Annotated in this window: 28 protein-coding genes and 1 pseudogene; 13 read left to right on the top strand and 16 right to left on the bottom strand. The window is 65.6% G+C overall.

Annotated elements, in window-relative coordinates:
- Positions 1–46 precede the first annotated feature (46 nt).
- Together AWC08_RS39855 and AWC08_RS39860 are read right to left on the bottom strand one after the other, a co-directional pair.
- A complete protein-coding gene (locus tag AWC08_RS39855) occupies positions 47–766 on the bottom strand; it encodes a DNA polymerase (RefSeq protein ID WP_473234619.1) in 720 nt (239 codons plus the stop codon).
- A pseudogene (locus AWC08_RS39860) lies at positions 764–1,408 on the bottom strand (DNA polymerase I); the annotation flags it as partial. The gene AWC08_RS39855 and the pseudogene AWC08_RS39860, both read right to left, overlap by 3 nt.
- Before the next feature lie 70 nt (positions 1,409–1,478).
- Here AWC08_RS39860 and AWC08_RS14945 point away from each other — a divergent pair.
- Positions 1,479–2,210 (top strand): SHOCT domain-containing protein, encoded by a 732-nt coding sequence (locus tag AWC08_RS14945; protein ID WP_065134792.1) that lies wholly within the window; start codon positions 1,479–1,481, stop codon positions 2,208–2,210.
- 245 nt (positions 2,211–2,455) lie between these two features.
- On the opposite strand, the gene AWC08_RS14955 is transcribed toward AWC08_RS14945, so the two are convergent.
- Both AWC08_RS14955 and AWC08_RS14960 read right to left on the bottom strand, forming a co-directional pair.
- Entirely contained in the window at positions 2,456–4,252 is a 1,797-nt protein-coding gene (locus AWC08_RS14955; protein WP_069433181.1) for an acyl-CoA dehydrogenase, read from the bottom strand.
- 201 nt (positions 4,253–4,453) lie between these two features.
- The gene (locus AWC08_RS14960) at positions 4,454–4,846 is read right to left on the bottom strand and encodes a hypothetical protein (RefSeq protein ID WP_142283597.1); all 393 of its coding nucleotides are present in this window, start codon (positions 4,844–4,846) and stop codon (positions 4,454–4,456) included.
- A 74-nt stretch (positions 4,847–4,920) separates the two neighbouring features.
- Here AWC08_RS14960 and AWC08_RS14965 point away from each other — a divergent pair, with 74 nt between their 5' ends.
- Complete coding sequence (locus AWC08_RS14965; RefSeq protein WP_065134789.1) at positions 4,921–5,457, top strand: TetR/AcrR family transcriptional regulator; 537 nt, start codon at positions 4,921–4,923, stop codon at positions 5,455–5,457.
- A gap of 205 nt (positions 5,458–5,662) precedes the next feature.
- On the opposite strand, the gene AWC08_RS14970 is transcribed toward AWC08_RS14965, so the two are convergent.
- Positions 5,663–5,881 (bottom strand): hypothetical protein, encoded by a 219-nt coding sequence (locus tag AWC08_RS14970; RefSeq protein ID WP_142283598.1) that lies wholly within the window; start codon positions 5,879–5,881, stop codon positions 5,663–5,665.
- Positions 5,882–5,894: 13 nt separating this feature from the next.
- Between AWC08_RS14970 and AWC08_RS14975 the strand changes: the two genes are divergently transcribed.
- Positions 5,895–6,809, top strand: coding sequence for a ribonuclease Z (locus AWC08_RS14975; RefSeq protein WP_069433183.1), 915 nt, complete (start codon positions 5,895–5,897; stop codon positions 6,807–6,809).
- On the opposite strand, the gene AWC08_RS14980 is transcribed toward AWC08_RS14975, so the two are convergent.
- The gene (locus AWC08_RS14980; protein ID WP_232007790.1) at positions 6,810–7,835 is read right to left on the bottom strand and encodes a GGDEF domain-containing protein; all 1,026 of its coding nucleotides are present in this window, start codon (positions 7,833–7,835) and stop codon (positions 6,810–6,812) included. It lies immediately after the preceding gene.
- A gap of 288 nt (positions 7,836–8,123) precedes the next feature.
- Positions 8,124–9,593, bottom strand: a complete 1,470-nt coding sequence (locus AWC08_RS14985; RefSeq protein ID WP_069433184.1) for an amidase — start codon at positions 9,591–9,593, stop codon at positions 8,124–8,126.
- Positions 9,594–9,673: 80 nt separating this feature from the next.
- Between AWC08_RS14985 and AWC08_RS36520 the strand changes: the two genes are divergently transcribed.
- Complete coding sequence (locus AWC08_RS36520) at positions 9,674–9,847, top strand: hypothetical protein (RefSeq protein WP_156781304.1); 174 nt, start codon at positions 9,674–9,676, stop codon at positions 9,845–9,847.
- 4 nt (positions 9,848–9,851) lie between these two features.
- On the opposite strand, the gene AWC08_RS14990 is transcribed toward AWC08_RS36520, so the two are convergent.
- The 3 genes from AWC08_RS14990 to AWC08_RS15000 form a co-directional block, all read right to left on the bottom strand.
- On the bottom strand, positions 9,852–11,240 hold the full coding sequence (locus tag AWC08_RS14990; RefSeq protein ID WP_065134801.1) for an AAA family ATPase: 1,389 nt from the start codon (positions 11,238–11,240) through the stop codon (positions 9,852–9,854).
- 142 nt (positions 11,241–11,382) lie between these two features.
- A complete protein-coding gene (locus tag AWC08_RS14995) occupies positions 11,383–12,270 on the bottom strand; it encodes a fructose bisphosphate aldolase (protein ID WP_065134785.1) in 888 nt (295 codons plus the stop codon).
- A gap of 155 nt (positions 12,271–12,425) precedes the next feature.
- Complete coding sequence (locus AWC08_RS15000; protein ID WP_065134784.1) at positions 12,426–13,184, bottom strand: SCO6745 family protein; 759 nt, start codon at positions 13,182–13,184, stop codon at positions 12,426–12,428.
- Positions 13,185–13,234: 50 nt separating this feature from the next.
- Here AWC08_RS15000 and AWC08_RS15005 point away from each other — a divergent pair, with 50 nt between their 5' ends.
- A complete protein-coding gene (locus tag AWC08_RS15005; RefSeq protein ID WP_065134783.1) occupies positions 13,235–13,636 on the top strand; it encodes a YchJ family protein in 402 nt (133 codons plus the stop codon).
- An 18-nt stretch (positions 13,637–13,654) separates the two neighbouring features.
- Here AWC08_RS15005 and AWC08_RS15010 read toward each other — a convergent pair whose 3' ends face one another.
- Together AWC08_RS15010 and AWC08_RS15015 are read right to left on the bottom strand one after the other, a co-directional pair.
- Positions 13,655–14,404, bottom strand: a complete 750-nt coding sequence (locus AWC08_RS15010) for an enoyl-CoA hydratase (RefSeq protein ID WP_065134782.1) — start codon at positions 14,402–14,404, stop codon at positions 13,655–13,657.
- An 89-nt stretch (positions 14,405–14,493) separates the two neighbouring features.
- Positions 14,494–15,939, bottom strand: a complete 1,446-nt coding sequence (locus AWC08_RS15015) for an FAD-binding oxidoreductase (protein ID WP_065134800.1) — start codon at positions 15,937–15,939, stop codon at positions 14,494–14,496.
- Positions 15,940–16,073: 134 nt separating this feature from the next.
- Between AWC08_RS15015 and AWC08_RS15020 the strand changes: the two genes are divergently transcribed.
- From AWC08_RS15020 to AWC08_RS15030, 3 genes are all read left to right on the top strand, one after another.
- Positions 16,074–16,694, top strand: a complete 621-nt coding sequence (locus tag AWC08_RS15020) for a TetR/AcrR family transcriptional regulator (RefSeq protein ID WP_082986440.1) — start codon at positions 16,074–16,076, stop codon at positions 16,692–16,694.
- A gap of 113 nt (positions 16,695–16,807) precedes the next feature.
- A complete protein-coding gene (locus AWC08_RS15025) occupies positions 16,808–17,380 on the top strand; it encodes a UGSC family (seleno)protein (RefSeq protein ID WP_142283599.1) in 573 nt (190 codons plus the stop codon).
- Between the two features lie 112 nt (positions 17,381–17,492).
- Entirely contained in the window at positions 17,493–18,644 is a 1,152-nt protein-coding gene (locus tag AWC08_RS15030; RefSeq protein WP_232007791.1) for a glycosyltransferase, read from the top strand.
- Here the strand turns inward: AWC08_RS15030 and AWC08_RS15035 are convergent.
- Genes AWC08_RS15035 through AWC08_RS15045 form a run of 3 tightly spaced genes read right to left on the bottom strand, consistent with a single transcriptional unit; the run spans position 18,617 to position 21,173 of the window.
- Entirely contained in the window at positions 18,617–19,957 is a 1,341-nt protein-coding gene (locus AWC08_RS15035) for a cytochrome P450 (protein ID WP_065134779.1), read from the bottom strand. The genes AWC08_RS15030 and AWC08_RS15035 overlap by 28 nt on opposite strands.
- Complete coding sequence (locus AWC08_RS15040) at positions 19,957–20,415, bottom strand: hypothetical protein (protein WP_065134778.1); 459 nt, start codon at positions 20,413–20,415, stop codon at positions 19,957–19,959. The genes AWC08_RS15035 and AWC08_RS15040 overlap by 1 nt, the downstream gene beginning before the upstream one ends.
- Positions 20,412–21,173, bottom strand: a complete 762-nt coding sequence (locus tag AWC08_RS15045) for a hypothetical protein (protein WP_083271072.1) — start codon at positions 21,171–21,173, stop codon at positions 20,412–20,414. Before AWC08_RS15045 ends, AWC08_RS15040 begins: the two co-directional genes overlap by 4 nt.
- A gap of 660 nt (positions 21,174–21,833) precedes the next feature.
- Between AWC08_RS15045 and AWC08_RS15050 the strand changes: the two genes are divergently transcribed.
- The gene (locus AWC08_RS15050) at positions 21,834–22,190 is read left to right on the top strand and encodes a hypothetical protein (RefSeq protein ID WP_065134777.1); all 357 of its coding nucleotides are present in this window, start codon (positions 21,834–21,836) and stop codon (positions 22,188–22,190) included.
- Between the two features lie 145 nt (positions 22,191–22,335).
- Complete coding sequence (locus tag AWC08_RS15055; protein WP_065134776.1) at positions 22,336–23,019, top strand: LppU/SCO3897 family protein; 684 nt, start codon at positions 22,336–22,338, stop codon at positions 23,017–23,019.
- A gap of 4 nt (positions 23,020–23,023) precedes the next feature.
- Here AWC08_RS15055 and AWC08_RS15060 read toward each other — a convergent pair whose 3' ends face one another.
- A complete protein-coding gene (locus AWC08_RS15060; protein ID WP_069433185.1) occupies positions 23,024–23,764 on the bottom strand; it encodes an SDR family NAD(P)-dependent oxidoreductase in 741 nt (246 codons plus the stop codon).
- A 242-nt stretch (positions 23,765–24,006) separates the two neighbouring features.
- Between AWC08_RS15060 and AWC08_RS15065 the strand changes: the two genes are divergently transcribed.
- The 3 genes from AWC08_RS15065 (at position 24,007) to AWC08_RS15075 (ending at position 26,101) form a co-directional block, all read left to right on the top strand.
- On the top strand, positions 24,007–24,753 hold the full coding sequence (locus tag AWC08_RS15065; protein ID WP_065133952.1) for a 3-oxoacyl-ACP reductase family protein: 747 nt from the start codon (positions 24,007–24,009) through the stop codon (positions 24,751–24,753).
- Positions 24,754–24,857: 104 nt separating this feature from the next.
- The gene (usfY, locus tag AWC08_RS15070) at positions 24,858–25,175 is read left to right on the top strand and encodes a protein UsfY (protein ID WP_065133953.1); all 318 of its coding nucleotides are present in this window, start codon (positions 24,858–24,860) and stop codon (positions 25,173–25,175) included.
- Between the two features lie 44 nt (positions 25,176–25,219).
- Positions 25,220–26,101, top strand: coding sequence for an amidohydrolase family protein (locus AWC08_RS15075; RefSeq protein ID WP_065133954.1), 882 nt, complete (start codon positions 25,220–25,222; stop codon positions 26,099–26,101).

The raw sequence follows: 26,101 nt of genomic DNA on the forward strand, positions 1-26,101 counted from the left end.
CTTGCCGCAAGCCCCCCGGTCCGGTATAGGTTGAAGGTGAGGGGAGTTAGTCCGCGACCGAAACGGCGAGCGGAGCATCGAGCTGATAGGCGCCAGCCATCTGGTCGCGGACGTATTCCGCTACGGCATCGCGCTCACCGGCAGCCACCTCGAACACCAGCCGGTCATCGATCTGCGCCACCATGCGCGAGGCGAGCCCCGCGGCCGTGATCGCCTGATTGGTGGTGATCATCGCGGTTTTGACGATGTCGGCCACCCCACCCTGCAGCGCCATCACACACACCGCGCGTTCGGCGGCGCGCCGCGCCGCAGGGTCGGAGCTGTTCAAGTCGCGTAGGTAGCGACGCCGGCCCGACAACGTCGCGGCATAACCCAGCTCCCGGGCAGCGGCGATCGCACCGGTCAGCTGATCGAGCAATGTTTCGGAAAGGTACTGCAGGACAAGGTGTTTTGCGTCACCAGGCGAGGTTTTCAGCACGGCCGCCAGCTCCTCGGCCGTCCACCCGTAGGCGAGCGCCCGCAACACGGACCGGGAGGGCTCCGCCGGATGCGGGTCGACGAGCCCGGTGTCTCCCGACAGGTGTGCCAGCAACCGCGTCTCCAGGGCGTCGTAGCGTGCGGTCAGCAGTCCGCCGTAACCTTCGCCGGCCACGAACCGGGCCCGCAGGCCGCGCAGGTTCGGCTGGGACGACGACACGGCCCCGGTGGGGGAGGTGGCCTGGCGGTAGGTGGGATGGATACGACCGTCGGGGACGCCGGGATGCACGGCGATGCCGGCGATTTCCAGCCCGGCCAGCACCCGCTGCGCCGGCAACTCCACTCGCCATAACAACGACGAGGAGTCGATGCGCGCCAACTCCTCGTCCAGCACGTCGGCCAGATCGAGCACCGCGCAGGCCCGCAGGATCAGTGCGCGCACGGCCCGCTCGCCGGGAGGTGACGAAAACAGGTTCAGCTCAAGGGCTTCGTCGGGCAGCGCGCACCGCATGTGGTCGATCAGCAGTTCGTTGAGCGCGGGACTTCGGCGCCCGGGACGCACCACGTGCGCCGCCAGAGCGGTGTCGGAGGTGACGCCGCGCAGCGTCCAGCCGCAATTCGTTAGGGCATGCAGCGTCGACTTGCCCTCGTGCACCGCTTTTGGGGGCCCGGGATCGGCGAGCCACGAGGCCAGGGCCGCTTCGTCGTCGTCGGTGAGCGTCGCGATGTCGAGATAGCGGCCGTCGCCGTCGGCAGCAACAATCGCCAGTGCAACGGCTTTGGACCGATGTCCTTCGTCACTGCCCACGACCGCCAGGCCGAACCGGTTCCCCAGGCTGTTCTCCGCCAGCCAGGGGGCGAGCTCACCGTCCCGCAGTAGCCGTCCGCGCACGTCGAAGCCGTTGGACACGTCCTCATCTTTGGCCATGATTCGCCGACCGGCACCGCGGGGTACCAGTAGGTAGTCTCGCCACTGCACCCACAACGAAAGAACCATGACTATGCAGGCAACGGTCACCCCCGAGGCCGAAAACGCCATCACCGACATCGCCCAGCGCCACGGGCTGTCCCGCGAGGCCGTCCTGGCCATGCTGTTCGCCATCCACGCCGGCGGCGGCACCATGGCGCAGTTCTCCATTCCCGAGCTCGGCGGCTCCGGGCAGTGGATGCGGGGCGGCATGACGATGGTCGGCAACATGTTCGACAACGCGCTCAAGGCCCGGGTCGACGCGCTGTGTGGCGAGTTGGCGCAGCTGCTCGTCTCGACCACTGTGTTCCGCACCACGGCCACCCAGTCGCAGGGAGGTTTCACCTCCGCCAACTGGTGGCCGGCGGACCTGGGCGTGCCCACCTCGTCCGGTGCGCAAAACAGCGTGCGCTACGCCATCTTCCCGACCACCCGGCGGCTCGCGATCCAGGTCGACGGGGTCACGAAAGTCTTCGACACCGACGATCATCAGATCACCGGCGTGCAGCAACAGCAGCAGGGCGGCGGATACGGGTCGGTGAGCTTCACCAGTCAGCTGGGCACCTTCGGCGTTGCCAGCCTGACCGAACTCGGCGCCCAGCAGGTGGCCGAAACCCCGACGGCCGCGCCCGCCCCGCAGCACCAGGGCGGGGATCCGGGCGCAGTGATCGCGGCCATCGAGTCACTGGCCGGACTGCATCAACGCGGCATCCTTTCCGACGAGGAGTTCGCCGCGAAGAAGGCCGAGCTGCTCGGCCGGCTGTGAGCCGCGCGCCTTAGGACGGTAATCCGTTGACATACTCCGAATTTGGAGCTTGACGTCATACCTGTCGGACCAGAAGTAGGGCACCGCGTCGCACGGCTGCGCGCGGTCGGGACCGGCCAGCAGCGCTGCCCGTGTCGGTGATCGCCGGGTCGGCCATGGCGGCGTGGATCCGAGGCGTTTCCCGAACCCGGCCAGTTCGAAGCGCACCGCTATACCCAGCGCAGACGGTCGAGCCGGGGCTAGTGTCAGAACCACCCGTCGCGCATCTCCAAGGTGGTTCGGTCCAGACTCTGCAGGAGATCCAGTTGCGGGCCGGTTTTCGGTAATTCGTAGGTGTAGAAGTACCGGGCGGCGTACCGCTTGCCGTCATAGAAGTCCCCGGTGCGGCCGTGCGCGGCGACGACCTGCTCCAGCCACGCCCAGGCGATGACCAGATGGCCGAAGGCTTCCAGATACACGGCGCTGTTGGCCAGCGCCGCGTCGACGTCACCGGCCGCGAACATCGACGCCGTGACGCTGACCATCCGCTGCCACGCTTCATCGAGTTGTTTCGCCATCGCGGCCGACTCGCCGGCGAGCGCGGTCGCACGGGATACGGTGGCGGCCACGGTCTTCGACAGCTCCACAAGGCTGGCACCGCCCTGCTGAGTTACCTTGCGACCCAACAGGTCCAGGCTCTGGATGCCATGCGTGCCTTCATGGATCGGGTTGAGTCTGTTGTCACGGTAGTGCTGCTCCACATCGTATTCGCGGGTGTAGCCGTAGCCGCCGTGCACCTGGATCGCCAAGTTGTTGGCCTCCAGACACCACTGCGACGGCCAGCTTTTCGCCACCGGGGTCAGGATGTCCAGCAGCAGCCCCGCGGACGCGGCCTCTTCGGGTGATTCCGGGCTGCTGTGGATGTCAACCAGGCGAGCGCAGTACAGGGCCAGCGCGAGGGCACCCTCCACATAGGACTTCTGCGCCAACACCATTCGCTTGACGTCCGGATGCTCGATGATCGGTATCTGCGGCATCATGGGGTCTTTGCCGGTCACCGGCCGTCCCTGCGGCCGCTCACGCGCATACTGCAATGCCTTGAGATAGCCGGTGTAGCCCAGGGCAATCGCCCCCAGCCCGACGCCCAGACGCGCCTCGTTCATCATGTGGAACATGTAGGACAGCCCGCGGTGCGGTTCGCCCACCAGATAGCCGACGGCCCCGGCCCGACCGCCGGGCTGATGCCGGCCTTCACCGAAATTCAGTGCGGTGTTGGTTATTCCGCGGTAGCCCATCTTGTGGTTGAGGCCGGCCAGCACGACGTCATTGCGTTCACCGATGCCTCCGTCGTCTCGCACCAGAAACTTGGGGACGATGAACAACGAGATCCCCCGGGTGCCGGCCGGTGCACCGGTGATCTTGGCCAGCACTAGATGCACAATGTTGTCGGACAATTCGTGATCACCGCCGGAGATCCACATCTTCGACCCGAACAGCCGGTAGCTGCCGTCGTCCTGCGGTTCGGCGCGGGTTGTGATGTCGGCCAGCGACGATCCGGCTTGCGGCTCCGAAAGGCACATGGTGCCGGTGAAGCGCCCGGCGAGGGTCGGCTTGACGAACCGCTCGATCTGCTCGGGGGTGCCGTAGTTCGCCAGCAGATTCGCGTTCGCCAGGCTCAGCAGCACATATCCGGCAGTGGCCACGTTCGCGGCGTGAAACCACGCCAGGCCGGCACCGGCCACCACGGTGGGCAGCTGCCAGCCACCCAGCGCGTGATCCATGCTCATCGCCAGCAGGTCGGCCTTGGCGAAGGCATCCAGCGCTTGCTTCACCTCAGGAATCACGCTGACCCGCTCGCCGTCGAACGTGGGCTCCTGCGCATCGTTCTTCTTGTTGTGCGTGGCGAAGTACCGGGTGGCGAGGTCTTCGCACAAGTCCAGCAGAGCCGAGAACGTCTCCCGGGAATGCTCCGCGAAGCGATCCCGGGCCGCCAGGTCCTCAACCTTCAGCCACTCGAAAAGCAGGAAATCGAGATCACGCCGCGACAGCAGATTGGACGCCATGTCGTGTGCCCTTCCGTGGTGCTTGCACTGTGAGCGTACGGCGACAGAAGAACTTACATGAGCTAATTAAGCGGCGGCGTCCGCCGAGAGGCCGGCTCCGCTCGTCCCGCGCCGTGGTCGTCGACACCTCACTGCCGGTCTATGCCGGTCTATGCAGGCCGAGCGTGAACGTCACGACGCGGCACGCCGATTCACCGTCGTTCAATTCCCACTCGGCCCACTGACCCGCAGCGCGAACGCGCCCAGCACGAGGAACAGTCCCGCACCTGCGGTCGCGCCCAGCAGCGTCGTCTTCGGCGCCCCGGCTCGCAGGGCGATCAGCGATGCGGCGACGTCGGCCGCGTCACAAACCAGGCCCGCCTGCAGCACCGCCTTCTGTACGGCCGGCTCAGGATAGTGCAAGGCAGCACCGAGAACGAGATCCCGCACACCGAACAGTCGGGTGACAAGTCCGACGCTGGCATCGTCGGGCAGCTTGCCGAGCCCGAACACCCGCGAGCTGAGTCCTGGTGCAGCCCAGGAGATTCCGCCGGCGAACATCCGTATTACAGACATTGTGGTAGCGGCGGGGTGTTGGTTGATAGATGCGGTCATCGGAGCTGACCTTTCGTTTGTAGTAGCAACTACAAACGTATCTAACCTGTAGTCAGGGCTACAATCAAGGCCCAATGGGGCACAAGTACACGCGCGAGCAGATCCTCGACGACGCCGTCGCGATGGCGTTGACCGACGGACTCAGCTCGCTGACGTTCGGCGGACTGGCCAAACACCTCGGTACCAGTGACCGTGTGATCGTCTATTACTTTCCCAGCAAGACCACGCTCGTCACCGACGTCCTGCTGGAGGTGGGCAACAGGCTCCAGCAGGTGCTGGCCGGCGCGCTGACCGAACCCGCTGACAGCCATCGCGAGCTGGCCAGGACCGCCTTCAAGGTGTTGGCGCAAGAAGAATTCGATCCGCTGTTTGCGGTCTACTTCGAGGTTTGCGGTCTTGCCGCCGCCGGGGTTGCGCCGTACCACGACCTCGCCGCCCCGCTGACTGAAGGCTGGATCGACTGGCTGGCAAGGTTTTTCACCGGCACCACCAAACGACGGCGAGCCGAAGCCGAAGCCAGTCTCGCACTCATCGACGGGATGCTGTTGTTGCGCCAACTCGCCGGGCCGGCGGCCGCCGATCGTGCCGCCAAAGTCTTGGGTGTCCGCTGATTACCGCAGCGAGTACCGAATCGGCAGGTGCTGGGGACCGCCGGCGAAAGTGGTGGCGATCAGTTGCGGATCATCAGCCACGCAGCCACGGCAGCACCTCATACGAAGTGGAACGCTATCGTTCGGGCCCCCGGCTGATGAGTCAAGATGTCGTTGCGACCGGCCGCACCTCTCGGGGACCGAGTCCGGCGTCGCGCCGCGGACCTTAGACGTTGTAGCCCAGCGGACGAATCTGAGCGAGCGGTACTTCTACACTGAATTCGCCACCAAGGACGACCTGCTCGATTGCTGCGCCGAGGAGCTGTTCGGCCGGTTGTACGCCCAGATGGAGGAAGTGGTGAATACCGCCTCGCTCGCCGTGCGTGTCGCGCACCGCCACCCTGACCGCCACCGCCTCCGGAGCGGCGGCGATGCTGTGAGTCACCCGGTTTAGCGTCATGTCGGTCCGCGAGCTGATCGTGCTGGGCACCGCCAGTCAGGCGCCCACTCGGTATCGCAACCAGAACGGATACCTGTTGCGCTGGGACGGCGAGGGTCTGATGTTCGATCCCGGGGAAGGCACCCAGCGGCAGATGCTGCTGGCCGGTGTCGCGATGAGCGGCGTGACGCGATTGTGCCTGACCCACTTTCACGGTGATCATTGCCTCGGTGTCCCCGGGATCATCCAGCGCCTGTCGCTGGACGAGGCCCAGCACCGGGTGCATGCCTATTTCCCGGCTTCGGGCCTGGACTACTTCACCCGACTGCACCACGCGTGCATCTTTCATGACCGTGCCGACATCTACGCCCAGCCGGTCGCCGTCGACGGGCCGGTGGCGGCCGGAGACTTCGGAGTGCTCGAGGCGCGACGGCTCGAACATTCCGCCGATGCGATCGGCTACCGGCTGACCGAACCCGACGGCCGCAGGTTCGTGCCCAAGTTGCTGAAGCGCTTCGGGCTCGACGGCCCCGCGGTCGGCCAGCTGCACTCGGCAGGGTCGATCGATTGGGGCGGACGGACGGTTGATCTCTCCGAAGTCAGCGAGGCGCGACCCGTTCAACGGTTTGCCTTCGTCATGGACACCCGGTTGTGCGACGCGGTGTATGCGCTGGCCGACGGCGTGGACCTGCTGGTGATCGAGGCGACGTTCGTGAGCCGGGACTCGGACCTGGCCGCGCGCTACGGACATCTGACGGCGCGGCAGGCGGCGCGGGTTGCGGCCGAGTGCGGAGTGCGACGGCTGGTGCTCACCCACTTCTCGCAGCGCTACACCAGCACCCGGGAACACCATGACGAGGCCGCTGAAGTTTTCGACGGAGACCTCGTCATGGCCGAAGACCTGGCGCGGATACGCGTCCCCGAGCGGCTTTGATCAGCCTCGGCTAACACACAGTTCGTGGTGATAAAACCCGTTACCACCCAGCCTCTTAGCTTGGTACATCGCGGCATCCGAGGCGGTGATCAGGTCGATGAGAAGTGCCTGATGTTCACCGGGGGCGGTTTCGTCGAGCCGGGCGCAGGCCGTGCCAATGCTGGCCGTGACTCCCACCGTCGAGTTCGCGATCGCCTCGCATACCTGCTTCGCCAACTGCTCGGCGTTACAGTTCGCCGACGTGCCGGCCAGGAGAAATTCTTCCCCGCCGCTGCGCGCCACTACCGCCTGTTCAGCAGCGGCGGCCAGCAGCGCCTGCCCCACCTGGACCAGCGCATAATCCCCGGCGGCGTGGCCGCGGTTGTCATTAAGACCCTTGAAGTTGTCCAGATCGACTACCAACACCACCATGTGGGCGTCGATGCCCCGGCGGGCCAGCATCATGCCGAGGGCCTTATGCAGAAACGCCCGCCGGTTCAGCAGACCCGTCAGCGGGTCGCGGTCGGCGCGCACCAGATCCCCGGCCAGCGCCCGGACCAGCACCGCGATCGCCAGTGGCAAGGCGATGTTCACCTCAACCACCAGCCACAAATCCACCACGGCAAGCGAGGGGTGTCCTGAATCAGCCAGCCGGCCCGCCTCGAAAAGGCCGACACCGGCAGCCACGGCGAAGTTGTACAGCACGAACCCCGTGGTGTGAAAGAACGCCATGTACGCCCCGAAGGTGGCGAACGCGATGCACCCGATCAGCGCCGCCAGTGGAATGGGATGCGCCAGACACGCCAGCGCGACCCCGATGTTGCACGTCAGGGCGAAGGCCACGGACTGCGCCCGGGTCGGCCACCGCCACACCCATAACAGGGCACCCGCGGTCCCGCCGGCCACGGCAGCCCAGGTCATGGCGACCGGCACCGCACCCCGCGGGCCATCCGAGCCGGCGAGCAACACCAGCAGGCACAACACCAACGATGTCGAGATGAACGCCATCAACGCCCGGGTGGTGCCGCTGAGACCGCGCGCAGCCAAGTAGCCAGAGAGCCAGTCAAACTGATCCCCCCGCTGCCACCGGCTGAAAAGCCCAGATCGACGCTTAATTGCCACCACCGATATCAGAGTCAGGTGTCGGCCCGCCACGTCCCCTTCGCCCCTAGGCCGAACACGCAGATTATTGCCGATCTCGTACGCGTTGGCGACTACCTGTTGACCGGCACCGAGCTCCCGCCGCGGTGGATTACCTGGAAACTCCGGCACCGTGGGGCGTCGGCAAAGTGCCCGACACCTTTACCCTGACCCCCGAATCACTCTAGAACCGGGTTACAGCGGCGCGATCCGCTCGGACCACGGGGCCGCCTGTTCCAGTTGCGCGGCCAGGCTGATCAACAGCGATTCCCCACCCAGCGGCGCCACGAACTGGACGCCGAGGGGCAGGCTGTCGCTTGTCCAGTGCAGCGGCACGGAGATCGCCGGACGGCCGGTCAGGTTCGCCAGTTGGGTATAGGGCACCCAGCCCAGGTTCTTGTCCACCAGCTCGTCGACGATCTTGGTATAGCGCAGCAGCCGCGCGGTGCGCGTCTTGATCAGTGCGTCGGAGGCGCGCTGCAACACGGCCGGTAGATCGAACTCGCCGATCTTCGGGGGCGGCGTCGCCAACGTGGGTGTCAACAGCAGGTCGTAGGACTCGAAGTATTCACTCAACCGGAGGGTGTGCTGGTGACGTCGTTCCACCGCGTCGACGTAGTCGACGCTGCCGGTCGCCCGGCCGATGGCCGCCATGATCAGCGTGTCGCGCTCGAACAAGTCGTTGCCCGCACCGGTCAGTCGTTTCGCCGCGTCGACATCCCAGGCGCAATGGACAAACCAGGTGAGCAGAAAGTCCCGGGCGAGGGCGGCGTCGTCGTACGGCGCCTGCGGCAGTTCCTCGACATGGTGTCCGAGCCCGGTCAGAGTACGCACGGTCGCCTCGACGGCGGCGAAGGCTTCGGGATGAGGGTCCGGGGTGATCGCCGAGGGCACCCGCACGCCGATCCGAAGCTGCCCAGGATCTCGCCCCACCGCGGACCTGAAGGGCGCCTCGGGTAGCTCCGGCAGGTAGGGGCCGGAGGGCTCGCCGCCGCAAATGACGTCCAGCATCGCCGCGGTGTCGCGCACGGTGCGCGACACGACGCCCTGCACGGCCGCGCCGTGCATGGATTCGCTGCTCGTCGGGCCCATCGGAGTGAGGCCGCGACCTGGTTTCAGACCGACCAGGCCGCAGCAAGCCGCCGGGATGCGGATGGATCCGCCGCCGTCGTTGGCCCCGGCGCACGGCACGATGCCGGCGGCGACGGCGGCGGCCGATCCCCCGGACGACCCGCCCGGTGTGCGGTGCAGGTCCCACGGGTTGCGGGCCGGGCCCCAGGCGTCCGACTCGGTGATTCCCTTTGCCCCGAACTCGGGGAGGTTGGTCTTGCCGAAGATGACCAGACCGGCGTCGATCCAGCGCTGCACGATGGTCGAGTGCTCGGCGACGGGCGTCGACATCAGGGCGCGTGACCCTTGCGAGCTGGGTAGCCCCGCGTAGTCCTGGGCGAGATCCTTGATCAGGAAAGGAACTCCGGCGAAGGGACCATCGAGCCGATCCGAGGGCGAGGCCGGGACATCGCGCACGATCGCGTTGATCCGGGGGTTGACCGCCGCTGCCCGCTCGCGGGCGAGGGTGAGCAGCTCGGCCGCCGACACCTCCTTGTCGGCGACCAGCTTCGCCAGCCCGGTGGCGTCGTAGGTGCGGTATTCCTCGAAGTTCATGACTCGACCGTATGTCCCGGAGTCGCCTTTCGGTAAGCCGCGGGGGTTTCGGAACCCGCCAATGCGGCGATCCTGCCTGGATGAATCCCGACCAGCGAGACGACAGCGCGGCCGCGCCGGTGCCGGAAGACGCCCGAGAGACGACTCCGGCGCAGCGCGCGGAGGAAGACCGGCTGGAACATTCCGCCGGTGATCCGAACGGACCTGCGTCGTGGCAATCAACCGACGAGATCGCCGACGAGACCACGCGGTGACCGCTTAGAGGTACAGCCCGGCCGGCACCGCGGCCCGGTAACGACCGTTACCGATCTCACCTAAAAGCGTTGCGGTACAAACGCTTCCGTCTTCACCGGCCAGCACGGCACGACGGACGACTTCGCGGATGTCGCTGCCGCTGGTGCGCTCGGGTAGCGCCGCGACGACGGCGGCCGTGTCGACTTCGCGGCCGCCGGGGATGTCGCCGATCAGCGCCGCCAGGATGCGCGCCGCGTCGACGCGGCTGGGATATCCGACTTCGACGACGGAATCGAAGCGCCCGGTGCGGATGGCGGCCTTGTCCAGGGTCGCCGCGTCGTTGGTGGACGCCAACGTCAGAATCCGCGCGTCGGCTTCGATGTCCATGGCTTGTAGCAGTTCGGACAGACCGCCGTCGCCCGACCCGCGGCTACGGCACCATAGATCCACGTCCTCGAGCACGATGAGCACCGGACCGCCGAGACGTTGCGCCTCCTCCACTACGGCCGTCAACAGGTCTTCGCCCGCCTTGGCCTCGACGTAGATGACGGTGAATTCGCCGACGACTTCGCGGGCCACCACTGCGCTCACTGCCGACTTGCCGGTGCCGGGTGGTCCGCACAGCAGAACACCGCGACGCGCTCCCAGCCCGTGCGCCCGGAGCACTTCGTGGCGGTCGCGCACGGCGATGACGCCCAGGTCGACCTCGGTCCATACCTCGTCGGGAACGATGACGGTTTCGCGGGTGACCGTCGCCGGCAGCTCGATGACGGTGAAGCTGAGCCCGTGATTGTTGGTGGCGCGCACGGCGCGTGACCGGTACGGGTTGAGCTCGTTGGCGCGATCGGCCAGACGATCCAAGACCGCGCGGGCGTGGGCCTGGTTGTCCGGTGTGACGAATGCGCTCACTTCGGCCGAATGCATGATGCTGTCGCGCGCCTCGATGTGCACGACGCATCCCGCGTCTTGCAGGAGCGACCCGGCCGGGAAGTGCACCCGCAAACACAGTGGGTGCCGGTAGCGCTGGTCGCCGATCTCGGTCTGCGTCCACTTGGGCGGGTAGGCGCACTCACCGGGACCGACCTCGCACACGGCCGCGTGTTCCTCAATCCATTCCGCCAGCGCTAGGGCCACGGTCAGTCGCGACACCGGGTTGAGGTTGCGGGCTTCATCGAGCAGGTAGCCACAGTCCGGCACGCCCAGGCAGCGTGCGGTGAATCGTTCTGCGTTCTCCGCGGTTTCGCGTTCGGCGACTCCGACGAGCAACTCACCGAGGGCGCGCAGCGTGGGGCGCACACCGTAGTCCAGGCCATCCAGCCAGTCGCCGACGTCATCGATCACTCGACGGTGCGCGGCACCGCCGCCGGTGCTACCGGCGGTCAGTTCGGTCAAGTGGTCACGGGTGAGAGTCATCGCCTTGTTGTCGTTGTCGGTGGGATCAGCAGCGGTCCACCATCGCATCTGACCAGAGGTTGGTCAACTGGTTTTCGGACGCAGCGCCCCCCGCTTCGTCCCGCGAAATAGACTGCGCGTCAGCCTCTTCGCTCCGGTGACGCTAGGTCACCGACGCGGCATAGATCTGTTCGATGTTCGATCCGAGTTTGGCGTCGAACTCCGCTTCGGTCTGCTGCACCGTCAAGCCCTCGGTCAAGGCCCGCGAAAAGCTGGCGATGAGACCGTGATTGCGCGCCAGGATCTCGCAGCTCTCGGCGAGGCTGTAGCCACCGGACAGGGCCACCACCCGCAGTACCCGGGGATGCTCGATCAGCGGCTGGTAGAGGTTGTCCGCACTGGGCAGTGTCAGCTTGAGCATCACCTGCGTATCCCCCGGCGCCTCATCAAGTTTCGCGCTGAGCGCCGCCAGTAACAGGTTGTCGGCGGTGGGCTTGTCGGGGCTTTTGATACTCACCTCGGGCTCGATGATCGGCATGAGTCCACGCTCGAGGATCCGGTAGGCGTAGTCGAACTGTTGGTCGACGATGGCTTGGATCCCCCGCTCGTCCGGCTCCTGGATGAACGAGCGCATCTTGGTGCCGAAAATGCCTTTTTCGACGGCCCGGTCCAGCAAGGAGTCGAGCTTGGTCATCGGTTTCATGAGCTGGACACCGTTTTCGGCATCGGCAAGACCCTGGTCGACTTTCACGATCGGCACCACGCGCTTCTGCTCCCACAGGAACGCCGCGGTGTCCCGGCCGTCGATGGTCCGGTCCATCGTCTGCTCGAACAAGATGGTGGCCAGGACCTGGTCACCGGAGAAGCTCGGACTCGACATGATGCGTTCGCGCATCCGGTGGATGAGGTCGAACATCTTCTCGTCGCTGTCGTAGGCATCTTCGGAAATGCCATACAGTTTCAGGGCTTTCGGACTGCTGCCGCCGCTCTGATCCAGCGCCGCGATAAAGCCCGGCCGCGACGCCATCGCGTTGCGTTGCTCCTCGTTCACTGGACTCCCTCCTGGTGACTGCCCTGCCGGCCGGGGCGAGTTCCCGGACGTTGCGCAAGAACCACTGTCAAAACGACCATAATCTCCGCGATGACGGCCGGGCCAGGGGGCGGCTCAGAGGAAGTCGCCGACGTTTGCGCCCGGGAGGGCGAGCTTCAGTCCGCGAGGCTGGACTTCATCGACGCCAGGGCGCCAGCGCTCAGGCGGGCGAGTTCGTCTGCCTCCGCGGGCTCCAGGGCGGCCCCGAAGATCTCCGCCATGCGCCGGTTGGTCGTGTCCTCGACTTCGGCGTAGCGGTCCTTCTTATCGGAGCCGTCGTCGTACGGTTCCGGCCAGGCAAACATCCTCGTGTACTCGGGACCCTTGTTGAGCATGTGCGCTTCGACGGGGCTGATCCCGGACTGGGCGAGGACGTCGAAGTGAACGGCCGCACGCAACTCGCGCAAGACGAACATCACCTGCAGCGCCCGGGCCGGGGCGTCGTCGGCCAGCGGCATGGTGCGCCAACCCGCGTACAGCGGCAGTCCTGCACCCGGCGTCGCCGCGATGATCTTCTCTCCCAATTGGGCCAGGCGGTCCAAGCCCGCTGCAGCGGCCAGATGCTTGCGGCCGAAGTCCGCGGTTTGTCGCCAATACAACTCGGCGGCGCCGGCCGCGCCGCGCACCGCGACGCCTTCCTCCCACATCGCGCCGAGGGACTCCGGCTCGAACACGGCGAACGCGGCGCTGACCGTCTCGCCGCTGACATCGCCCAGCACGCCGCCGCGGCCGGCGACATATCCGGCCAGCGGATTCTGGTAACCGGCCGCGATGCTCTCGGCGAAAGTCTCCGGGTGCAGCATGAACACCGACACCGCCTGCTGGATGGGGTCACCCGCGGCGCGGGCGGCTTCGGCCATGTCGGTGTTGCTCATCGCGATCTCCTTTTGCTGTTGCGGCGGTCTCAGCCTGAGACAATTTGCTCATGGGCGTCAAGGCACCCGACGAGCAGCGGTGTCCCTGTGGGTCGGGCAGCAGCTACACCGATTGCTGCGGGCCGTTGCACGCCGGCGAACGGACCGCCGACACTGCCCTGGCGTTGATGCGGTCGCGCTTCAGTGCCTTTGCGCTCGGGGACGCCAGTTACGTTGTCGCAAGCTGGCATCCCAGCAGCCGGCCGAAGCGGTTGCACTTGGACAGCGACGTCGTGTGGCGTCGGCTGCAGATCGTCGACACCGAGGCCGGCGCCCCAGACCACACCACCGGGGTGGTCGAATTCCGCGCCCAGTACGTGCGCCACGGCGAGCGCCACATCCTGCACGAACGCAGCCGGTTCACCCGCGAGAAGGGCCGCTGGATGTATGTCGACGGCGATGTGCTGGATTGATGGTTCCGGGGCGGCCGGTCACCGCCCCTGAAACGAGGGGGATCGCTTCTGGAAGCGGGCCACCTGCGCCTCGACGGCGTCCTGACTCTTCCACGCCGCCTCGAACATTTCCTGATGGACCGGCCTTTCGGTGTCCCAGGCGCCGTCGTCGTTGAGCACCCTCTTCGCGTGTTGCACCGACAGCGGTGCCAGGCCCGCGATCTCCCGCGCCCATTGCTGCGCGTCTTCGAGAGTGCCGATGCGGTTGGCCATTCCGCACAACAGCGCCTCGTCGGCGGGCAGTTTCTGGGCCGCCATCAGCATGGCGCGGGCCCGGCCGTAACCCACCAGGGAGGTGAGTCGCCGGACCGTCCATGTGTCTGCGGCCAGCCCGTACTTGGCCACGGGCAGTTGGAAATATGCGTTGGGATCGACCACCCGCAGGTCGCAGATGATGGCCAGTTGCACGCCGGCCCCGATGACGGGTCCGTTGATCGCGGCAACCACGGGCACCGGTGTGTGATCGATCGCCGCGTTGAGCGCTATGGCCTTGTCCATCAATTCGTCGATCAGGTTTTCGGCGGACGCCGCCGCCGCCCCTGACAGGTCCATACCGGAACAGAAGACGCTACCCTCGCCGGTCAGGACGATGGCCTTCACACCGTCGGTGGCAGCGCCCTCGAATGTCGACCGGAGTTCATCGATCACCTCGGCGTTCAGCGCGTTGCGCCGTTCGGGGCGCTGAATCCGAACCGTCAGCACGTCGGCGTCCCGCGAGAGTCCGATCATGCCGCGACCTCCCCGCCCTCAGCGTGCAGGCATCGATGCAACACCACTTCTCCTTTGCTCGTCTCTTCTTCTCAAACAGGCTGTGACGGCTACAAATTGAGGCCGGAGAACATGGTACGAGCCGGATCGTATTTCTGGCGAACGGAGCTCAGCCGGGCAAGGTTGGTGCCGAAGTAACGTGCCGGCGGCTGGTTGGCCTCCAAATAGTTCACATATCCGCCCACCGAATACTGTTGCACCGCTTGGTGTGCTGTGGCCAGCCAGCTGGTTGCGGCCTGCGGTGATCCGGCGGTTTCGACGTACCACTGCACCAGCGCGGACTGCCGCCGCCACGGAAACGCCGTGGCGCCCGGAGCCACGGTGGCCATGGCACCGTCCAGCGCGTGCATGATGGCCAGCATGCGCCCGGCGTTACGGGGGAATGCGTCGACCGCGGCGGCAATCCCCTGGGCAGCAGCCGGGGTGATCGTCGTGAATACGTCGGATCCGCCGACATATCCGAGAGGCGCCGGGTTGAGATTGTTCACGGCCAGGTACCGCACCAGGTCCAGGTAGTTGAAGGTGTGGTTCTCGGTGCTGGTGGGTTGGGCTCCGACCGCTGAGATGATCGCCGCCGCAACGCTGTTGCCCGATCCCGCCGGGCACGTCGCCAGGATCCGGCAGTGGGTGCCCGTCGCGTCGGTGGTGCTGTCGGCGAGCGCCCAGCTGTTTCGGTCGGCGGTGCGCAACCAGTTCTGCCAGCCGACGAGGACCTGGGCAAATGCCTGGGGCGCGAAGGTGAGGTTCACCGCGTCGACGTCCTGGGTGGGGAAGGTGGCGAAGGTCAACGAGGTGGTCACCCCGAAATTGCCCCCGCCGCCGCCACGCAACGCCCAGAACAGGTCGGGGTTGCTCGAGGCAGATGCCGTGACGCTCTGGCCGCCGGGCAATACCACCGAGGCGGAGGTCAATTGGTCACACAGCAGCCCCGCATGCCGAGATTGGGCACCTAACCCGCCGCCCAGGGCGTGCCCTGCGGCACCGACCGTCGGACAGGTGCCGGTCGGGATGCCGCGGCCGACCGCGGCCAGGGCTTGGTGCATTTCGTACAACCCGGTTGCGGGCGTCACCGTGACCTGTCCGGTGGCGGCGTCGAAGCTGACATCGCCCGGGAGTTGGCGCAGGTCGAGCACCATTGTGCCGTTGGCCGTCGAGGCGCCGGTGTAGGAGTGACCACCACTGCGCGGGGCGACCTTGAGCTTGTTGGCGGTGGCGAACGCCATCGCCTTCTGCACGTCGGCGGCAGACTTCGGCGCGACGACGGCGGCCGGCGTGGAATCGCTGTAATTGGTGTTGAACACCTGCTTGGCCGCACCGAACTGGGCACTGCCGGGTTGAATGACCTGCCCCCCGATCGCGGTGGACAGACCGTCCCAGCCGGAGACGGCAGGGTCGGCGGCGGCTCGTCCCGTCCCGAACACCACGCCGGCAGCGAACGCCCCGGCGGCACCGCGCAGAAAAGTCTGACGCGAGATCTGTGCCGGGTGTTCCGTCATATCGGGCATCTTTGCCCGCTTGAAGATGCGGGCTACGGTGACGCGTCGCGGCACAACCGAACCGTGGCCGAACCTTTACCGGCACTGTGACATTGCTTTCATGTCCTTTACGGTAGTCGCCAAAGTTTGCTTTGATGTCCCTTGCTATGGACACCAAGAGTTCTGATTACGTCGTCAAGAAGCGCGGTTACGAGATGCGTGCCCGCAAGGACGCGGCGGACGCGACGCACGAAGCGATCCTGCAGGCAACGATCGATTGCTTTGTCACCGAACAATCGGTGGCGATCACGTTGAACACCATCGCCGAACGGGCGGGCGTCACTGTCAAGACGGTGATGCGTCATTTCGGGAGCCGGGAATCGGTGATCGCGTCGGCGTGGGCCCGGGTCCACGAGGACATACTCATCGAGCGAGTGCCGCCGCGCGAAGACCCGGATCGGGCTTTGGAAGTCCTGCTCGAGCACTATGAGCGTCGCGGGGACATGGTGCTGGGTGTGCTGCGTGAGGAGGATTTCGATCCTCGGGCGCGGCTGATGTGTGACAGAGGACGAGTCGAGCATCGCAAGTGGGTCACCGAAGTGTTCAGCGGCCAACTACCCGATGACGCCGCCGAGCGGGCCCGTCTTGTCGATGCCCTGGTGGTGGCAACCGACCTCTATACGTGGAAGTTGCTGCGGCGCGACCGGAAGCTGACCACCGAGGAGGTGAGAAACCGCATGCAGTTCATGACCAATGCGATTCTCGCGGCGATCTGACCATGCGCGTCGACAAATCCCCGTTGCGGCAACAGAATACGGCGCACCTCATCGCACTGAGGCTGTGGCCGGCTCATCGCGAATCCCCGCAGCTCGTTGAGAAGGAGCAACTTGTGCAAGAAACAGACGCTACCTGCGATGTGGTCAAGGTGCCGCTGATTTCGACGGCCCCTCGTCCGTCCAGCTCCGACAGCCTCCGACTGGGCGTGCTTTGCAACACCAAGTGGAACGCCGCCAAGCTGCTACTCCTCACCGTGCGCCAATTGGTCGACCACGGGCTGAGACTCGAATCGGTCAACTATTACGACAAAGCACACTTCTACTGCAACGCCGACGCCGAGTCGATCGCGGAGATCGCCTCCGACAATGACATCGCGATCACCGCGATCGGTGACTGTGCCTGGAGTTTCTCGGCCTGCATCAACGACGCGCTACACCTTGAGCGTGCGGGAATCCCGACCGTCGTGTTCGTCACATCGGAATTCGAGATCGAGGCGCTGTTGCAACGCGAGTTGGCCGGCATGCCGGGACTGACGCCCGGGGTCGCCGAGCATCCAATCAGCAGCCTGACCACAGAACAGCTGCAACGTTGTGCCGCGAAAATGGCGTCACAGGCTCGTCGCATCTGGTTCGGTGCTGACGGCGCTTTGGAGACAGCGATGTTCGACGCCGGTGCCAGTCGGTGAACGATGTTGCCAAGTGACTTCGTCAGCCATCGCCCTAGGAATCAACTCTTCGCTGGACCCCTTTCGCGGCGCTTGCGAAAACAGCGGCTCCGTGCCGCGCCGCGTGCTAATCATGACCAATGCTGTTGCCGCCGAGCCCGACACGGAACCCGAAGCAGCCATGCTGAAGGTCTTGTTCGTCACCGTCGACGGTGGCGGCAACATTCCGCCACAGCTGGCGGTGGCCCGGGTGCTGCAATCCCGCGGCGCGCGGATCCACTTCCTCGGTCACCCGGGCATCAGCGATCGAGTCGATGCTGCGGGATTCTCCTTCGAATCATTGGTCAGCGGAGGCGATTTCGAACCCACCCGGCAACGGTCCCTGCTTCGCATGACCGCGGATGTCGCCAAAGTGGCGATCGATCGACGGATCGGTGCCGAAGTCGTAGCCGCAGCACACCGCTATGGTGCCGACGTGGTTGTCATCGACATGCTGCTGACGGCCACCATCGACGAAGTAGTCGCCGCTCACGTTGCGACTGTCGTCTTTGTGCACTGCTTCTACCGGCAAGTACAGAACAAAGCGGCTGGGCCGGTCGGCTGGCTGATGCGCGCCCGCGGCGTCGCGCCGCTGGGTGCGGAGCGCAGTGGTGCGCTGCACATAGTCACCGCCCGTCGCGATCTCGATCCGATCCACGGCGCACCACCGGTACATCATGTCGGGGTCGTGTGGCAGGGCGTTCCCACCGCATCGGTGGTCATGCCGGTGCCCCGAATTCTCGTGAGCCTGAGCACTTTGGGGTTCGCCGGACAGCGGAGCATGTTACAGCGCATCCTCGATGCCCTTGCACCATTGCCGGTCCGGGCGACGGTGACGGTGGGGCCCGCGATCGACGCGTCTGGTGTACGGATACCGGCCAACGCGTCTCTGCACGACTGGCTCGACCATGACCAGGTGCTGGCCACCGCGTCTGCGGTAGTCGGTCACGGTGGACACAGCACCACCATGCGGGCGCTGAGTTTCGGTGTCCCCGTGGTGGTTCTGCCGGCCAACCCGCTGATAGACCAGAAGCTGGTGGGCGCTGCACTCCAGCAGATGGGCGCCGGGATCCTGCTGAACAAACACGCGAGAGCACACCGCATCCGGGCGGCGATACGCGCAGTCTTGCAGGATCCGGGCTATCGCGACGCCGCTGGTCGCCTCGGACAGCAGATTCGCCAACGCGACGGTGCCCTGACGGCTGCGGACGCTATCAGTCAGTACGCCATGGCGTCGATGTCGTGACGGGCACGGCGGAACACAACGGCGCGTCCGCCGCGCCATGGCGCGTTGGTCACACCTCGGGAGCGGCTCCATTCCCCGGCGGCGTCCGTAGTCCGCAAATCGAAGTGCCGCAACAGCGTTCGCAGCACCACAATCATCTCCATGTTGGCGAAGGCCGCACCCACGCATCGATGTGTGCCCGCGCCGAAAGGCACCCACACGGACATGTCGGGTGGATTGTCCACGAAGCGGTCGGGGTTGAATTCGTCTGCGTCGGGAAAGTTGCGATCCGAACTGTGACAGAGCACCATACTCACCGCAACGAGCTGGTTCTCCGGAATTACCCACTCGCCCAACCGTACCCGCGCCCGGGTGACCCTCAACAGACCCTGGATCACCGGGTGTGTACGCTGCACTTCCCACACGGTGGCCTGCAGTAGCCGGGTTTGGCCGCGATCGGCCTCGGCGGTCAGCCGGGCCAGCAACTGCGGGTGGCGTCGCAATCGCTCGACTGCCCAAGCCAGTGTGGCACTGGTGGTCTCGTGACCGGCGGCCAGCAATGTGAAGAGCTCATCAGCAATATGGTCGTCGGTCAACGATCCGCCCTCTTCATAGCGGGCCGCCAGCAGAAGCGACAGCACATCACTACGTTCATGGAAGTTCGGGTCGTTGCGCGCCTTGGCAATCAGCTGAGCGATGACCTCGTCGTAGCGGCGGCGCTGACGCGTGAAGCGCCCCCCAGGGCTCCAGCGACCGAAATCACGGCGCGCCCACTGCGGCAGTAAGGCCAGCCGTGACCCGTCGGCCACCATTGCGGGCAACGACTGGCGCAGCCTCTCGAATTCGGCCCCCTCAGCGCCGAACACGGTACGCAGGATGGCATTCAGAGTTATTCGGGTCATCGACGGCAGAGTGGCGAAAGGCTGTCCTGGCACCCAGCCAGCCGTCTCGCGCAGCACCTCTTCCTCGACGACCGCCTCGTAGGCGGCCATGCGTTTTCCATGGAAGACCGGCAACAGCAACCTTCGACGTTGCCGGAGCTCAGCACCGTGCAGACTCACCGTCGAGCCCGGACCGAACACCGAACCCACGTGGGAGGCCGGCCTGATCAGGTCGTCCTTGGTACTCAACACCTCTCTGACCATCGCCGGGTTGCCGAACACGCTCACCTGACCCACGACCGGTAGCCGCACCGTGAACGCGTCGCCGTAACGGCGGCCCAGCGCCCTGACGGCAGCCCGGCGAGCGGTAAGGAACGCCACCGCAACCATCAAGCCTGGTATCGGCACCACAGGTGGCCGCAGCACGGGTTCCGTCGTCGGTCGCGCAGCCATCAGCCGCCTTCCTGATGTGAATTTCGGCCATCGGATGCCGCTTGGGTAGCACACCGCAACGCGTCTTTGAGCAAGGTGCGCGCGTAGGCGAAGCAACCCGCGGCGCCGACAATGACGGACGGTGCGATGGCGATTGCGATATGCGGGGTGCCGGCCAGCGCGTTGCCCAGCACCAGCCACATGGTGGCCAGCGCCGTCGTTACCAGCGGGGCCAGCCAGAAGCCATGATGTGGGTTGGCCGGCTGTCTGAATATGCGTTCCAGCACCACCGTCAGCACCAGGGTGGTCGCCACACTGAGCATGAATTGAGTCAACCCGGCGTGCAACGCAATTCGGAGTCCGAAGCGGTGATGAGCCACCCCTGACCAGCCCCCGTACAGCGCGCCGGTTCCCATGGCGACCAGGACCGGCCGTCGTGCGCGTCGTGATAACGACGGGTAGGTGGGCATGGTGCTCATCGCGCCAGCCGTGCCCGAACCAGCCGCAGAACTCCGACAAGTATGTTCGCCACGTCGAGGGGAATCCATACCACGACCGCTTCGCCCTCTGTGTACCGTGGCGCCATCGCGGTGAAGAAGCGCACATGCGGGTCGCCGCGCAGTTTTTGCATCCGCGAAACATCCAGCGGCACAGCGTCCGAACGCACCACCCAGGGATCAGCGCCAATCGGCTCGTAGTGCCTGCGGCGGCTGGCCGCCATCGCCAACCTCTCCACCTCCGGCGGCGTCGAGTGGCTGCGGCTGGGGTACAGCCGCGGCATGGTCGAAGCCAGTAGCCGATAGACCGCCGGCGAAGAGCTTCGAGTGGCATATGCCAGCGGGGTACGCGGTGAGCGGACCTTGAATCGAAGGGCCTGCCCTAACCCAAAGAGCCCGGCCATAGCACCTCCGCGATAGCCCGGCCGAAAGAACACGCCCGCGTTGATGACCGCGATGTTCTCGCGCTCGAGATGGTCGAAGGCAACATATGAGAAGCCGGCACACTGGTCACGCTCGTCGTAGAAGAGCATGAAACGCCCATCGCCGGCGCTGAACACCACGGCCGCAAACTCGTCCCGGCTGCAACCCCGTGCGGATTGGCGGTAGATGTCGTAGAGGGTGTCCACCAGGGCCCCGAGCTGGGCGGGTCCAAGAGATGCCGAGTTCAGGTGGTCGCGTCGGACGATGCGTGCCGATGCCGGATGGCGCTGCCCGACCGTCGATCGCCCGGCTGTCAACCAGGCCCGTCGGTTCGCGGTTGCGCACGTGGGGCGTTGCGCCGCTCCGTCATCGCCGGCCCGCGGTTGTTCGAGGCTACGGTGCTTCAGCAATGGAAGACCCTATCTTCGTAGTTTGCTGACGGGAGTTTCCATATGCTAGGTATTGTGGACTCTCGATGCAATAGTCTCGGCGACGGCAGAATTTTGACGGGGACGCTGTTGCCTCCTAAATTGTTGAGGTGACGCGGCGATAATCCAGCGATGCCGGGGGTTGGTGCCGCATGGCACGGCGCGCTGTCGACTTGGTCGCGCCGTACTGCTCAGCGCAGGTAAATTGCTTACTTATCGCGTGTCGAGTGGATGGCAACCTATCGAGCCGAAACGGGCTGCGGCCAATTTTATGTCCGCCGAAATGACATTAATTTGCGTCCGCGGTGGTCTCGCGACAATGCTTCGGCGTCCAACTTGAGGACATCAAATATTGGGTATCTGGATCTATTTTGCGCGTCTGTAGCCGGGCGCCATCGTATTTGCTGTAACTGCATTCCATGCGCGCCTGATGGACACCGAAGCGACCTGCAGACCATCGACCTCGGCCTCCAAGAAAAGTCCAAGGTTCCCCCTAGCGGCGTTCAGGAGTCTCTGTGTGTACGTCTCTCAGGCAGCAAAGGAGTCACGATGACCAGCCGTCACATCTCGAACGCCGGAAAATTCATCGCCGCGGCCGGTGTGGCGATCGGCATGTTTGCCTCATCGACCGGAATAGCGCATGCGGAAGCGTCCGCGCCCGTTGGGTTTTGGACGACCGGGACCGGATCAGAGCAACTGCTGGTAAGCCAGAGCGGGTGCTCGCTGGCCAACGCCGCCGGAGTGCCGACCACCTCGGGCCCCTGCAGCTGGAACCCGTCTTCCCGCGGCGGAATCCTCACGATCCTGAGCAGCCAGACCCGCCGGCCCGCACCGGTCTACTTCAATGTCATCTGGGTCAACCAGTCGACGATCACCGTCGAGGGCGATGTCTTCTATCGGCGCTAGGGCTGTGCGTCGAGGGTAGAACTGCCACTGGGGTGCACACCCGCACCGCGTACGGAAGTTCGTGCGGAATATTGCGCCGCAGGCCAATTAGGCTCCATCCGGACGGGCGACAGGGCGTTCGTCGACTTGGCACGAGGGGCTACGGATGACGGGCAACGACCACAACATCGCACCTGCGAACCATCAGGATTCGTCGGCCGGCGGGTATCCACCGCCGCCGCCCGGCGGCTATGCACCACCTGTGGCTCCGTATGCACCGCCGCCGCCTCCGCCCACCGCTCCCAAGAAGAGTGCGCTGGGCAAGCGAATCGGCGCGGCGCTGGGCGCGGTGGTGCTGGTGATCGCCGCGAAGTTCGGCCTGCATGCGGTGATGAACCGCCATGCCGACCGTTCGTCGAGCAGCAGCGGCTTCGACTACGCGGTCGGCACCTGCCTGAATCTCGCCAAGGCGGGAATCATGGTGAAGCCGAGCGATGTTCGCGTCGAGCCCTGTTCCTCCCCGACCGCGCTGTCGAAGGTGGCGAAGAAGTACAAGGGCGCCAAGAACTGCCCCAACGACAATTACGGAACTCTGGAAGGCGGTGGCAGCGGCCTGTGCCTCGAAGACAACCTGACCATTGGCAGTTGCTATCACCAGGCCCTGATTTCGCACATGTTCGCGTCAACCGCCTGCAAACCCGGAGCGTTGTCCAGCGACCCCACCTTCCGGGTCGCCGTCCGGAGCGACGGCGTGAACGACCCCGGTTTATGCGGTGGGGATCAGCAGGTGGTGAATTTCCCGGAGCCACCGCTGACGTACTGCATGGACGTCCTCGAGAGCAGCGGTTAAGCCGTCAGCCGGCGCCCTTGCCGTTGTCGACCCGGTACACCGCACCGTGGATGGCGGCGGCGTCGTCGCTGGCGAGGAACGCGATGACGTTGGCCACATCGACAGGCTGCATCATGCCGCGCGGTGCGGCCGAGCGAAGTATCAGGTCGTAGTTCGGATCTTCCGGGGCGCTGAACTGCTCGATTTGTGGGGTCAGCATGCCGCCGGGGCAAATGGCGTTGACACGCAAGCGTTCTGCCGTGTATTCGACGGCCAGCGCGCGGGTCAGTCCGATGAGTCCGTGTTTGGCCGAGCAGTAGCCGGCCGAATACGCCTGGCCCTCGACACCGGCGATGGAGGCGACATTGACGATGTTGCCGCCCCGGACCAACAGGTACGGTATTGCGGCCCGGCACAAGTAGAAGGGGCCGCTGAGATTGACCGCCAGGTCTTGCGCCCATTCATCGTCGGTCATCGACTCAGTGCGGCGCATCTGGTGTCTCCCAGCGATATTGACCAGCACATCGATGCCGCCGAATTGTGCGACGCATTGTGCCACGGCGCTACGGCAGGCGCTCGGGTCTGTCACATCCATCGACGCGCACGCACCGCCGGTGATGTCGGCGAACACCGTAGCGAGCTTCCCGGCATCCCGTGCGACGCCGAAAACGGTTGCGCCCCTTCCGGAAAGGAGACGCGCAGTCTCCGCGCCCAGCCCCGACGAAGCGCCGGTCACGAAGGCCACCCTGCCCTCAAACGTTGCCATTGACCACCTTCCGACTGACCATCACCCTGCATTGTGCCGCAGTGTTGTCCGGCTCGATCGCAGTGGCCGCGTGAGCCGGCCGGCGAGGAGCTGGTCAACTACCCACCCGAGCGCCGCCGTTGTCTCGCCGCAGACCTGCTACTAGGTAGTGACCATGTGCTGTTGGACGGGAATGAATCCGGCGACGGCAGACTTGCCTCTCAGGTAACGGGCCGTTCGTGATGGCAGGAAGGTTCACCGAGATGGGCACAACGACTTTGGCCGGAAAGCGGGTGCTGGTCACCGGCGGTTCCCGTGGGATCGGCGCCGAGATCGTGCGGCGACTGTCCGCGGACGGTGCCGCCGTCGCGTTCACCTACGGAGCGTCGGCCAGCGATGCCGAGAGGCTCGTCGCCGAAGTGGCGGAGAACGGCGGCACGGCGGTTGCAATACAGGCCGATGCGGCCGATCCCGCCCAGATCGCGGCTGCGGTCGAGCAGACCGTCACCGACCTGGGCGGCCTGGATGTGCTAGTCAACAACGCCGGGACCGCCTACCTAGCCCCTATCGACGAATACCCGGCCGAGCAGTTCGAGCGCACACTGGCCATCAACGTCGGGGGCGTGTTCTGGGCGGTCCGCAGCGCCGTCGCGCATCTCGGTGAGGGCGCGCGAATCATCAACATCGGCAGCATCAACGCCGACCGGGTACCCGGGCCCGGGCTTACGGTATACGCGTTGACCAAGGGCGCGGTGTCGTCTTTCACCCGCGGCCTGGCGCGTGAACTCGGGCCGCGCGGAATCACGGTCAACAACGTCCAGCCCGGCCCGATCGACACCGACATGAATCCCGCCGAAGGTGATTTCGCCGAGAGCCTCAAGCAGGTCTCCGCGCTGGGACGTTACGGTCAGACCACCGACGTCGCGGCCATGGTGAGCTTTCTGTCCGGCCCGGAGGCCGGCTACATCACCGGTGCCAACATCAACGTCGACGGCGGCTTCACCGTCTGACGGCGTAAGCGATTCGCGGTCACCCCACAGATCACTCGTACGGGGGTTGGTGGCCCGCCGCACGGTGAGTACCTCTTCGAAGTGGCATAACCACGGAGGTAATCATGTGCAGCACCAAAGATCCCACTGACCATTTCCGCACCAGCTGCCCACACACCGGCGAATACTTCATCGACCGCTACAGCTGGCCGGGTATCTCGTCGATCGTGCTCGGTGTCATCGCACTCGCCGCCGGTGTTGCGGCGGCGGCATACCGGCACCACGAGTGGCTGATGATATGCGGTGTCGTCGCTGTGCTGGCGATCGCCGGAGGCCTCGCCTGGCTTGCGGTGGAGCACCATCGTGTCATGCGTGTCGAACGCGATTGGCATGCCGCGCATTCCGGCGCCCCACGACAAAGCCCGCTGCGACCGGTCGGGTAGCCCTCCCGCACGACTCAGCCGGAGACCTGTCATCCTGGCTGACGATGGATGAGACTGAAGCCGTACGTCAGCTGTGGCAGGAGCTCGACCTGCCCGGCATCGTCGATGTGCACACGCACTTCATGCCGAAGTCCGTCATGGACAAGGTCTGGAAGTACTTCGACGAAGCCGGCCCACTGGTGGGACGCGTCTGGCCAGTGACCTACCGCACCGACGAGCAACGTCGATTGGAGAAGCTGCGCGGCTTCGGGGTGCGGGCGTTCACCTCGCTGGTTTATCCGCACAAACCGCAGATGGCGGCCTGGCTCAACGAATGGGCGGCGGACTTCGCCGCTGCCACGCCCGACTGCCTGCACACGGCAACGCTCTACCCGGAACCGGGCGTCGAAGCCTACGTCCGTCGGGCTGTCGACGCGGGCGCGAGAGTCTTCAAGGCGCACATCCAGGTCGGCCAGTACGATCCCACCGACGAGCTGCTCGACCCCGCATGGGGTGTCATCGAAGACGCCGCGATTCCGGTCGTCATGCACTGCGGATCCGGCCCAGCTCCGGGCCGGTACACCGGTCCCGGCCCGGTCACGACACTGCTGGAGCGCCATCCTCGGCTGCGTCTGATCGTCGCGCACATGGGCATGCCCGAGTACAGCGAATTCCTCACCCTGGTCGAGAGCTATCCCGAGGTGCGACTCGACACCGCCATGGCTTTCACGCCGTTCATCGAAGAGACCATGCCGTTCCCAACCTCTGAGCATCGGCGGCTGCGCGCGCACCCCGACCGCATCCTGTTCGGCAGCGACTTTCCGAACATCCCGTACGGCTTCATCGACGCGATGCGCGTCCTGACGCGGCTGCCGGGTGTCGACGACGCTTGGCTACGAGCGGTGCTTCACGACAATGCCGCTCGCCTTTTCCAGCTCGACGCGTGA

Source organism: Mycobacterium gordonae (assembly GCF_002101675.1).
Lineage (GTDB): Bacteria > Actinomycetota > Actinomycetes > Mycobacteriales > Mycobacteriaceae > Mycobacterium > Mycobacterium gordonae.

Coding starts and splice junctions, on each gene's coding strand:
- AWC08_RS14945 (WP_065134792.1), top strand. CDS start 1,479: ATGCAGGCAACGGTCACCCCCGAGGCCGAAAACGCCATCACCGACATC.
- AWC08_RS14955 (WP_069433181.1), bottom strand. CDS start 4,252: ATGGCGTCCAATCTGCTGTCGCGGCGTGATCTCGATTTCCTGCTTTTC.
- AWC08_RS14960 (WP_142283597.1), bottom strand. CDS start 4,846: ATGACCGCATCTATCAACCAACACCCCGCCGCTACCACAATGTCTGTA.
- AWC08_RS14965 (WP_065134789.1), top strand. CDS start 4,921: ATGGGGCACAAGTACACGCGCGAGCAGATCCTCGACGACGCCGTCGCG.
- AWC08_RS14975 (WP_069433183.1), top strand. CDS start 5,895: ATGTCGGTCCGCGAGCTGATCGTGCTGGGCACCGCCAGTCAGGCGCCC.
- AWC08_RS14985 (WP_069433184.1), bottom strand. CDS start 9,593: ATGAACTTCGAGGAATACCGCACCTACGACGCCACCGGGCTGGCGAAG.
- AWC08_RS36520 (WP_156781304.1), top strand. CDS start 9,674: ATGAATCCCGACCAGCGAGACGACAGCGCGGCCGCGCCGGTGCCGGAA.
- AWC08_RS14990 (WP_065134801.1), bottom strand. CDS start 11,240: ATGACTCTCACCCGTGACCACTTGACCGAACTGACCGCCGGTAGCACC.
- AWC08_RS15000 (WP_065134784.1), bottom strand. CDS start 13,184: ATGAGCAACACCGACATGGCCGAAGCCGCCCGCGCCGCGGGTGACCCC.
- AWC08_RS15005 (WP_065134783.1), top strand. CDS start 13,235: ATGGGCGTCAAGGCACCCGACGAGCAGCGGTGTCCCTGTGGGTCGGGC.
- AWC08_RS15010 (WP_065134782.1), bottom strand. CDS start 14,404: ATGATCGGACTCTCGCGGGACGCCGACGTGCTGACGGTTCGGATTCAG.
- AWC08_RS15015 (WP_065134800.1), bottom strand. CDS start 15,939: ATGACGGAACACCCGGCACAGATCTCGCGTCAGACTTTTCTGCGCGGT.
- AWC08_RS15020 (WP_082986440.1), top strand. CDS start 16,074: ATGTCCCTTGCTATGGACACCAAGAGTTCTGATTACGTCGTCAAGAAG.
- AWC08_RS15030 (WP_232007791.1), top strand. CDS start 17,493: ATGACCAATGCTGTTGCCGCCGAGCCCGACACGGAACCCGAAGCAGCC.
- AWC08_RS15035 (WP_065134779.1), bottom strand. CDS start 19,957: ATGGCTGCGCGACCGACGACGGAACCCGTGCTGCGGCCACCTGTGGTG.
- AWC08_RS15040 (WP_065134778.1), bottom strand. CDS start 20,415: ATGAGCACCATGCCCACCTACCCGTCGTTATCACGACGCGCACGACGG.
- AWC08_RS15050 (WP_065134777.1), top strand. CDS start 21,834: ATGACCAGCCGTCACATCTCGAACGCCGGAAAATTCATCGCCGCGGCC.
- AWC08_RS15055 (WP_065134776.1), top strand. CDS start 22,336: ATGACGGGCAACGACCACAACATCGCACCTGCGAACCATCAGGATTCG.
- AWC08_RS15060 (WP_069433185.1), bottom strand. CDS start 23,764: ATGGCAACGTTTGAGGGCAGGGTGGCCTTCGTGACCGGCGCTTCGTCG.
- AWC08_RS15065 (WP_065133952.1), top strand. CDS start 24,007: ATGGGCACAACGACTTTGGCCGGAAAGCGGGTGCTGGTCACCGGCGGT.
- usfY (WP_065133953.1), top strand. CDS start 24,858: ATGTGCAGCACCAAAGATCCCACTGACCATTTCCGCACCAGCTGCCCA.
- AWC08_RS15075 (WP_065133954.1), top strand. CDS start 25,220: ATGGATGAGACTGAAGCCGTACGTCAGCTGTGGCAGGAGCTCGACCTG.